Here is a 9403-nt window from a genome sequence, read left to right as displayed (position 1 = left end):
GGCCGACCGCGATGGATGCATTCGACATTCGTTGCAGCGTGGCGCCGATGACTTCAGGCAGTTGCAGCCCGAGCAGGTTGAACGCCAGGCCTGAGGCGGTCGCGACCAGCAGCGGGTTTTTCGCCAGTTCCTGCAGCAACCCACCGCCGCGGTGCACCAGCGCGTGCACCGCCGCCATGTTGCAGATCGGGACGGCAAATCCAATGATCAGCGCCATGAGCGACGTGCCTTCCTCTCCTGCCAGGCGTGACGCGATGGCCAGCGCGATGTATGAATTGAAACGGAAGGCGGTCTGAACGCCGGATTCGAACATCATGGGCGGGCTGCGGAACAGCGGTTTCGCGAGCCAGCCGAGGGCGATCCCGGCCGCCACGCCGATCAATGCCACCTGCAGCATTTTTCCCGTGCTGTCGAGGTCGATCTTGGTACGCGACGTGGTGTAGAACAGCAGTGCAGGAAACAGGAAGTAGTAGATCAGCTTTTCCAGTCCACTCCAGAACTGCGTGCCCCAATCCGAGAAGCGCATCAGCAGGAAGCCGAGCAGGATCAGCGCAAAGTCGGGGAAGAGGATGGTGGCGATAGACATGGAACGGCGGGATTTCGGTATAGAACCGACAATCTTACCGAGGATTGCGCCTTCCCGTCTGTCGAAACAATGTCGAGGGGACGGCTTACTTCAGCATCCGCGCCAGTTCGACTGCAGTCTTCACATTCATCTTGTCAAAGATGTGCGCCCGGTGCACTTCGACCGTGCGCATGCTGATGCCGAGTTCGTCTGCGATGACCTTGTTCATCTTGCCGGCAAGGATGAGGTCAAGGACTTCGCGTTCGCGAATGGACAGCGTGGCGAGCCGGGTGTGCACCTCCGCGGCGGCGCCAGCTTCGCGCGAGGCAGCGAAGGCTTCCTCGACGCGGTCCATCAGCTTGTTGTCGTTGAATGGCTTTTCAAAGAAGTCGAATGCGCCTCGCTTGAGCGTGTCCACCGCCATCGGCACGTCGCCATGGCCGGTCAGGAAAATCACCGGCAGGCGGCGCGTGAGTCCGCGGGTAGAGAGGGTATCGAACAAGGCAGAGCCGCTCATGTCCGGCATGCGCACGTCGAGCAGGATGCATTCTCCCTGTGGATCGAAGTCCTTGCGCGCCTCGAGTGCCGCCAGGAAGGCCGTGCCGCTCTCGTACGCCGTGGTCTCGATGGTGCGCGAGCGTGCGAGCCACGTGAGCGAATCACGTATTACCTCTTCGTCATCAACGATGTGCAGCATCTTGTCTCCTCTCCGCCGGGCGCCTCTGGACACGGGTGTCGCTGAATTATAGTGAGTTGTCGTGTGGAAATGTGCTTTCTCAGCTTTTCGGGGGCGTTATTTACTGCCCGCCGCTGTGGCTTCCGCCACAGTTTCCACCAAGACAGGCAGCGAGAAACGGAAAATCGTGCCGCCGCCCGGATTGTTCGCGTGAACCAGTGTACCGCCATGGAACTCCACGGTCGTCCGGCAGATATTCAGGCCCATGCCCATGCCTTCTGCCTTGGTCGAAAAGAACGGGGAGAACAGCCGCTCCGCAACTTCCTGTGGAATGCCGTGCCCCTGGTCGATGACGGAAATCACAACATTGCCCAGAGCGCCGGCCTCGGTGTCCTGTTCAGCGACAATGCGCAGGATGCGGCGTTCGGGATCGATGTCCTGCATGGCTTCGATCGCATTGCGGGTCAGGTTGAGGAGAACCTGTTCGAGCATCACGCGGTCGGCGAGGACGCTGGGCAGGTGTAGGGCAACCTGTACCTGGATCGAGACGAAGAACTGTCGCGCCTGCAGTTCCACAAGGGGGATCACGTTGTCGATCAGCGACTGCACCGAGGTCGGTTCGCGGCTGGGCTCGCGTCGTTTCACAAAGGTATGCACGCTGCGGATGATATGACCGGCCCGTTGCGCCTGCGTGCTGGCCTTCTCCAATGCCGGCTTGAGGACGCCGGGGTCGAAGTGGATGCCTTTCGCCGCGCTGTTTTCGATCAGGTTCAGCGCACCCGTCGTATAACTGGAAATTGCCGCAAGCGGCTGGTTGAGCTCGTGCGCCAGCGTCGAAGCAATCTCGCCCATTGTGGCAAGCCGGGCGCTGGCCTGCAGTTTTTCCTGCTGTCGGCGGTTCAGGTCTTCGACGCGCTTGCGGTCGGAAATGTCGAGGATGGAACCCATCCAGCCGGTCTGCTTCCCGCTGTCGTCGACCAGCGGCGATTCGAAGATCAACACCGGGAAGCGCTCACCGTTCGCACGTTGGAAAATCGTCTCGAACTGGGGTGTCACCGTTCCCGCAAGGACCTGGGTGAAGCGCTGCTTGTATTCGTCCATGGCTTCCGGCGCCCAGTAAGGCATGGGCGGCGCCTTGCCCACCAGGTCTTCGGCCGGGATGCCGACCATGTCACAGAATGCCGGGTTGACATAGGTGATGCGGCCCTCCAGGTCGCGTGCGCGCAGGCCGGTCATCAGCGAGTTCTCCATCGCGGTGCGGAACGCTACCTGCTGTCGCAGCGCGCCTTCCGCCGCCAGCCGGCGGTTGATATCGCGCCAGAGCGCGATAAGGCTCCAGATCAGGCCGACTGACAGCGCGATGACCGAACCGACGAGGAGGTTCGGCAAGAGCTTCGGCGCATTCTTGACGCTGTTGGTACGCAGCGTGAGGCTGGCATAGGGGACTTCCAGCGCCCGGCTGTGCGTGTACACGCCTCGGCCCGGTCCGCCAGCCGCCCGCCGGGCGATCACGTTGTCGTCGCCGTCGGTCAGGACGATTTCGTTGTCCTGCGCAAACCACCACGGCACCATTTCATCCAGGATGCTGGTCACGGAATAGCTGGCCACCAGCGTGCCGAGGTATTGCTCGCCGAGATAGAGTGGAACATGGTAATCCATCAGCATGGGCCCGTTCAGACCGGGAGGCGGGGCCGGCTGGCTGTATTGTGGCGTCTTGGTGGCGCGGGCGCGTTCCGCCGTGATGCGCGAGTTGACCGAGAAATCGGTCAGCTGGATCGAGGCATCGTCGGTGGAAGCTACGGTCTTGCCGTGCGGGTCGAGCCATACGATGCGGTTCAGTTCCCGGTTGTTGCGGATCAATACCGCCATGCGATCCTGCAGGCGCTTGCCCGACAGGTAGCCGGTGCTGATCTCGTTGCCGATCAGGCGGATGCTGTCTTCGTTCCGGTCCAGCTGGAAGCGGATGGTCTGCTCAACCCATAGGGTATCGGCGATCAGCTGCTCCTGCCGTTCGTTCGCCTCCATCTGCTGCGCCTGCCATGGCAGCCACAACATGGTCGAGACAAACAGGAGAACCAGCACCATCGGCACCAGCCAGTGCCAGATGCGCCTGCGGCCGGGAAAGCCGAAACCGGACATCAATGCGAATTGTTTGTTGAGCATGATCGGGCGTGTGTGCAGAGGCGCCGGACAAGTCGGGAAGCCGGTTCATTGCCAAGCCTCCAGTGTAGCCGACTGTCAATTGGCTTTGCCGGTTCCCGATTGTGGTTTTCCACAGTTGTAGGCACGAATTCACCCGTTGACAATGTTCCAACCAGAAGTCCATCCCCACCTCGAGCACGGAATCCCCATGAAACTGGCTGCGTGGTTTCTCGCATTCGCCGCTACCCTTGCAAGTCACTGTGCGTACGCTCAAGCGTCGGCACAGGCACCGATCGTCATCAAATTCAGCCACGTTGTTGCCAGCGATACCCCCAAGGGCAAAGCTGCGGAACGCTTCAAGCAGCTCGCCGAAAAGGCAACCGGCGGCCGTGTCCGCATCGATGTCTATCCGAACAACCAGCTCTACAAGGACAAGGAAGAACTCGAAGCGCTACAGTTGGGTGCAGTACAAATGCTGGCGCCCTCGCTTGCCAAATTCGGCCCGCTTGGGGTACGCGAGTTCGAAGTGTTTGACCTGCCGTACATTTTCCCGACGAAAGAAGTCCTTTATCGCGTCACCGAAGGACCCGTTGGCCAGCGGCTGCTGAAAAAGCTTGAAACAAAAGGAATCACCGGCCTTGCATTCTGGGACAACGGTTTCAAGGTCATGTCGTCGAACAAGCCGCTCAGGACGCCCGCCGATTTCAAGGGGCTGAAGATGCGTATCCAGCCATCGAAAGTCCTCGATGCCCAGATGCGTGCCCTCGGCGCCAGCCCGCAGGCGCTGTCCTTCAACGAGGTCTACCAGGCGCTCCAGAGCGGCGTCGTCGATGGGACCGAGAACCCGCCGTCCAATTTCTACACGCAGCGCATGCATGAGTTGCAGCGACACCTGACCGTGTCCAACCACGGGTACCTCGGCTATGCCGTCATCGTCAACAAGAAGTTCTGGGATGGTTTGCCTTCGGGGATACGCTCTGCACTTGAGGGGGCAATGAAGGAAGCCACCAAGTACGCCAACGCCATCGCGCAGAAGGAGAACGAGGAAGCGATGGAGGCGATACGCAAGTCTGGCAAGACCACAATCTACGTCCTCTCCGACAGGGAGCGGGAAGAGTGGCGGCGCGCGATGCTCAGCGTTCACAAGGAAATGGAGCCCCGGATCGGCAAGGACCTGCTGGCCGAGGTCTACCATGAAGCGGCGATCTACGCGGCCAGGTAGGGCGCGGAATTCCGGAACGGTCGTGCCGGCGATTCCGGCTTTTCACATCAAAGGATACATGCCAGACAGGAAAAGTCTTGTCGAATCAAAGGTTTGTCACGTACTTGGTCGCTGGCACGAAGAATGCAAAAGCAGCGAGGTGTCATCACAATGGCGGTATCCATCCCGTCCTGAATCCAAGTTGAGGAGATAAGAAATGAAGTTGAACAAGCTAGTGTGCGCACTCGTGTCCGGTTTCGCCTTCGCAGCCACTGCGCACGCGGACAATTTCCCGAGCAAGCCGATCACCCTGATCGTTCCCTTTGCTCCTGGCGGTACGACCGATATCGTTGCGCGCATCGTTGGCGACAAGCTGGGCAAGGAGTTGGGGCAGGCGGTCGTGGTGGAAAATCGCGGCGGTGGCGGCGGCAGCATCGGCGCGGCAGCAATTTCCAAGGCAGCGCCGGACGGCTACACCATCGGCGTTTCCACCGTGTCGACCCATGCGGTCAACGCGGCCTGCAACCCCAAGCTTGGCTATGACCCGATCGCGGGTTTCTCACCGATCACGAACATGGCGCGTACGCCCAACGTGCTGACAGTGAACAACAAATTCCCTGCCCAAGATTTCAAGCAGTTTCTCGACCAGGTAAAAAAGAATCCCGGCAAGCTGAACTACGCAACGTCCGGCACCTGCAGCATCCAGCACATGGTTGGCGAGCAATTCAAGGCGGCTACCGGCACGTTCATCTTGCACATTCCCTATCGCGGCGCTGGGCCCGCATTGAACGACCTCCTCGGTGGACAGGTCGACATGATGTTCGATAACCTGCCGTCGTCGATGTCCCACATCCAGTCCGGCAAGCTGCGCCCGCTGGCCATCGCGTGGAACAAGCGAATTGATGCACTGCCGAATGTGCCGACCTTTGCCGAACTCGGCCTCAAGCAAGTCAACGACCCAGCATGGTATGGCCTCGTTGCCCCGCCGAAGACGCCCGAAGACATCATCAGGAAGCTTAATGCAGCGGCAGTCAAGGTGCTGAACATGCCGGAAGTCAAGGAGCGCCTGAAACAGCAGGGCGCCGAACCGGTCGGCAATTCGCCGGCGGAGCACGCTGCCGAAATCAAGGCCGAGCTGGAAAAGATGAAGGCTGTCGTTACCAAACAAGGCATCAAGTTCGACGGCATTTAATTGTGGCCGGACTGTCCATGGAAGGCCGCCGCTCCCCATTCGGGACGGCGGCCTTTTTCATTTTTCCTGGTTAATCCGAACTTGAGAATCATGAGCAGGCAGACAATACTTCCAAAGGCGAACCGCAGTGTTCCTTCGGTTTTTTCGATTGAAAGCTGCTTATCCGGTTGGCAATATTCAGTTTTACGCGTCTCGACTCCGCGTCGTCCCCGCTATCGCGTTCAACTTACCTAGCCTATTGGAATCATCATGGACTTCTCCAACCCCCAATTTTGGATCGCACTCATGCAGATCGTCGCTATCGACATCGTGCTGGGTGGCGACAACGCCGTTGTGATCGGTCTGGCATGCCGCCGCCTTCCGGAGCATCAGCGCAAATTGGGCATTCTTTGGGGCATGGCGGGGGCGATTGGCCTGCGGATCGTATTGATCCTGTTTGCAGTGACCTTGCTGGCGGTTCCGTACCTGAAGCTGGTTGGTGCCGCACTTCTGCTTTGGATCGGTATCAAGCTGCTGTTGCCGGAGGATGAGGAAGGCGGTCACAAGATCGAGGCAGGCGCCACACTCGTTGCCGCGATCAAAACCATTATCATTGCTGACGCCGTCATGAGTCTGGACAATGTCATTGCCATTGCAGGGGCAGCGAAGGACAGCAAGTTCCTTATCGTTTTCGGTCTCCTGCTCAGCATCCCGATCATCATGCTCGGCAGCCAGCTCGTCATCAAGCTCATGGATCGATTCCCGGTCGTGATTGTTGCGGGCGGTGCCCTGCTCGGATGGATTGCCGGCGGCATGGCGGTCAGCGATGTTGCTGTGGGGCCTTGGTTTGAAGCCGTTCTCCCTGCATCGAAATGGATTGGTCCGGTCGTCGGAGCGGTAGTCGTAGTGATTGTCGGGAAAATGCTTGCTGCGCGGGCTGAAGCACGGGACAGTACACCCCTTGAAGACCTTGCCTCCGAAAAGTCGGATGGCACCCGAGCCAATTGATTGTTCGTTGTCGGCCTTTACTGGATAAATTCTATTTCGGAGAAAAGCAATGCTGAAAATTCTGCTAGCTGTTGACGGTTCCGACAGCGCGCTGCATGCAGCGGCCTATGTGGCCAAGCGCGCGAGCGCAGCCAAGGGAGAATACGAGGTACATCTCGTGAATGTGCAGTACCCGCTGCACGGCAGCGTTGCCTCCTTTGTCGACAGCTCCCAGATCAAACAGTACCACCATGAAGAAGGCATGAAGATACTGAATGCTGCACGTGCACAATTAGACGCCGCCGGAACCTCTAGCGAGGCGCACTTGTTCGTCGGCGAACCTGCGGAAGTGATTACGCGTTTTGCAAAGGAGCAGGGCTGCGACGAAATCGTCATTGGCACTCGCGGTTTGTCCGGCATTTCCAGCTTGCTAGTCGGGTCGGTGGCCACAAAAATCATTCACCTGTCGGAAGTGCCGGTACTGCTCGTCAAGTAGCAAACAACCGCTCCATAAAGTCGCAAGGCGACCGGCTTTGGCAGGCCGGCGGATTCGTATGATCCCGCCGGCCTTTTGCTTTCTATTTGATTGATTTTATGGAATTTTTTCGCGCATTTTCATCTGCCTGGGGTGGACGGTTTTTTGTTGTGCGATTGGCATTTTTACTGCGGCTTTCCACAATTGTTTGTGTAATTGTCACTCGCAATAATGGTGCATGGAGGCATACTTGCTGCCGTCAATTCGTGCACATCAAATGCATCTCCTGACCGGTTTCTGCCCGGTTGTCCTTTTGTGTAGCTGTAGCAAACCAATAATGGAGGAGTGACACTCATGAACATCAAGCCATTGCGCCTTATCGCAGGTCTCGCACTGGTTGCAAGCACTGCTGCTTACGCACAGTCCTATCCTACCAAGACGATTACCATGATCGTCCCGTTCGCCGCCGGCGGCCCGACCGACACCGTTGCGCGCCTGGTCGGCCAGTCCATGAGCAAATCGCTCGGCCAGCAAGTCATCATCGAAAACGTTGGTGGAGCTGGCGGCACGATCGGTGCTGCCCGCGTAGCCAAGGCGGATCCTGATGGCTACACCGTCCTGCTGCATCATATCGGCCAGTCCACTGCACCCGCCCTGTACCGCAAGCTCACCTATAACGCGCTGGACAGCTTCGAGCCTGTCGGCCTTATTACGGACGTTCCAATGACCTTTGTGGCCCGCAAGGATTTCCCGGCCAAGGACTTCAAGGAACTGCTCGCTTACGTGAAGGCCAACAAGAACAAGGTGACTTATGCCAACGCCGGTGTTGGTTCCGCTTCGCACTTGTGCGGCATGCTCTTCATGAGCGCCATTGACACCGACTTGACCACCGTTCCGTACAAGGGCACCGGTCCGGCGATGAATGACCTTCTTGGCGGCCAGGTCGATATCATGTGCGACCAGACGACCAACACCACCAGCCAGATCAAGAGCGGCAAGATCAAGGCTTACGGCGTCACGACCAAGTCACGAGTGGCGTCCTTGTCTGATCTGCCCACATTGCACGAAGCCGGCCTTCCGAACTTTGAAGTGGCAGTGTGGCATGGACTGTACGCGCCGAAAGGTACACCGAAGCCGGTGGTTGACTCCCTCTCCAAGGCCCTCCAGACAGCCCTGAAGGATGCAACCGTCAAGCAGCGTTTCGCTGAACTGGGTACGGAACCTGTTGCCGAGGCACGCGCCACTCCCGATGCGCATCGAGCCTTCCTGAAGGCCGAGATCGACAAGTGGAGCCCGATTATCAAGAAGGCTGGTGTTTACGCCGACTGATTCATTTCAATGTTCTAAGCTGTTAGCTGTACAGTGGCGCATTGGCAGAATTCCTTGACCAATGCGCCATGGTCAGCCGGAGTGCAATTCCGGCGACCAAAAATGGGATAAGATGCCAACACCCGCCCGGGCCAGTTTTGCGGCGAGAAGTAAGGCATTACTCCCATTGATCCAATAACGAGAAGGAGATTCGCTTTGCCATCGTTCATTCGCGATCCCAAGGATTTCTGGTCCGGGGTCATATTCATCATAGTTGGCCTTGCCGCCGTCATCATCGGGCGCGATTACTCGATGGGGACTGCAGGACGTATGGGTCCGGCTTACTTTCCCACTATTCTCGGAGGCATCCTGACGCTGATCGGTCTGGTCGGCGTGGGGCGTTCCATGTTCAAGAGCGGCGAAGGAATCGGTCGCTTTGCGGTGCGTGAAAACGCGTTAATACTGGTTGCAACCGTCCTGTTCGGTGTGCTGATCCGCGGTGCGGGCCTGGCAGTTGCCGTTGTCGTGCTGGTCATGATCAGCGGTTACGCCAGTGTCAAGTTCAAGGTGGTGCCCTTCCTCGCAGTAGCAGTTGGCTTGGCTGTCTTTGCTGTGCTGGTCTTCACGATTGGCCTCGGCTTGCCGATGCCGATGTTCGGGCCCTGGCTCGGTTTCTAAGGAGAGCGCAACATGGAAATCCTATCGAACCTGGCGCTCGGCTTCGAGACAGCGCTTTCGCTGTCCAATTTGCTGTATTGTCTGATTGGCGTGTTCCTCGGTACCGCGATCGGCGTACTGCCCGGCCTCGGCCCGGTCGCCACCATCGCGATGCTGCTGCCGGCAACGTTCTCGCTGCCACCAGTCTCGTCGCTCATCAT

General features: G+C 58.6%; 10 protein-coding genes. 7 read left to right on the top strand and 3 right to left on the bottom strand.

Features of this window, described 5'->3' with window-relative positions; translation table 11 throughout:
• From AYR66_RS29350 to AYR66_RS05565, 3 genes are all read right to left on the bottom strand, one after another.
• Positions 1 to 586: AEC family transporter (locus tag AYR66_RS29350; protein WP_088709618.1), on the bottom strand; the 586-nt coding region annotated here is incomplete at its 3' end.
• Positions 587 to 671: 85 nt separating this feature from the next.
• Positions 672 to 1262 carry a response regulator transcription factor gene (locus tag AYR66_RS05570; protein WP_088706706.1) on the bottom strand — a complete coding sequence of 197 codons (591 nt, stop codon included), beginning with the start codon at positions 1260 to 1262 and terminating at the stop codon, positions 672 to 674.
• Positions 1263 to 1358: 96 nt separating this feature from the next.
• Positions 1359 to 3404 (bottom strand): sensor histidine kinase, encoded by a 2046-nt coding sequence (locus tag AYR66_RS05565; protein WP_088706705.1) that lies wholly within the window; start codon positions 3402 to 3404, stop codon positions 1359 to 1361.
• 187 nt (positions 3405 to 3591) lie between these two features.
• On the opposite strand from AYR66_RS05565, the gene AYR66_RS05560 reads away from it, so the two are divergent.
• The 7 genes from AYR66_RS05560 to AYR66_RS28755 form a co-directional block, all read left to right on the top strand.
• Complete coding sequence (locus AYR66_RS05560; protein ID WP_088706704.1) at positions 3592 to 4605, top strand: TRAP transporter substrate-binding protein; 1014 nt, start codon at positions 3592 to 3594, stop codon at positions 4603 to 4605.
• Positions 4606 to 4801: 196 nt separating this feature from the next.
• Complete coding sequence (locus AYR66_RS05555; RefSeq protein ID WP_088706703.1) at positions 4802 to 5776, top strand: tripartite tricarboxylate transporter substrate binding protein BugE; 975 nt, start codon at positions 4802 to 4804, stop codon at positions 5774 to 5776.
• A gap of 249 nt (positions 5777 to 6025) precedes the next feature.
• The gene (locus AYR66_RS05550; RefSeq protein WP_088706702.1) at positions 6026 to 6763 is read left to right on the top strand and encodes a TerC family protein; all 738 of its coding nucleotides are present in this window, start codon (positions 6026 to 6028) and stop codon (positions 6761 to 6763) included.
• A gap of 49 nt (positions 6764 to 6812) precedes the next feature.
• Positions 6813 to 7238 (top strand): universal stress protein, encoded by a 426-nt coding sequence (locus AYR66_RS05545; RefSeq protein ID WP_088706701.1) that lies wholly within the window; start codon positions 6813 to 6815, stop codon positions 7236 to 7238.
• 333 nt (positions 7239 to 7571) lie between these two features.
• Positions 7572 to 8546: a tripartite tricarboxylate transporter substrate binding protein BugD gene (locus AYR66_RS05540; RefSeq protein WP_088706700.1), complete on the top strand. Its 975-nt coding sequence runs from the start codon at positions 7572 to 7574 to the stop codon at positions 8544 to 8546.
• A 195-nt stretch (positions 8547 to 8741) separates the two neighbouring features.
• Positions 8742 to 9203 carry a tripartite tricarboxylate transporter TctB family protein gene (locus tag AYR66_RS05535; protein ID WP_088706699.1) on the top strand — a complete coding sequence of 154 codons (462 nt, stop codon included), beginning with the start codon at positions 8742 to 8744 and terminating at the stop codon, positions 9201 to 9203.
• A 12-nt stretch (positions 9204 to 9215) separates the two neighbouring features.
• Positions 9216 to 9403: tripartite tricarboxylate transporter permease (locus AYR66_RS28755; RefSeq protein ID WP_170942274.1), on the top strand; the 188-nt coding region annotated here is incomplete at its 3' end.

Origin of the sequence: Noviherbaspirillum denitrificans (assembly GCF_002211445.1) — a bacterium.
In the GTDB taxonomy this organism is placed as follows: domain Bacteria; phylum Pseudomonadota; class Gammaproteobacteria; order Burkholderiales; family Burkholderiaceae_D; genus Noviherbaspirillum; species Noviherbaspirillum denitrificans.
This window is presented reverse-complemented; position numbering and strand designations above follow the sequence as displayed.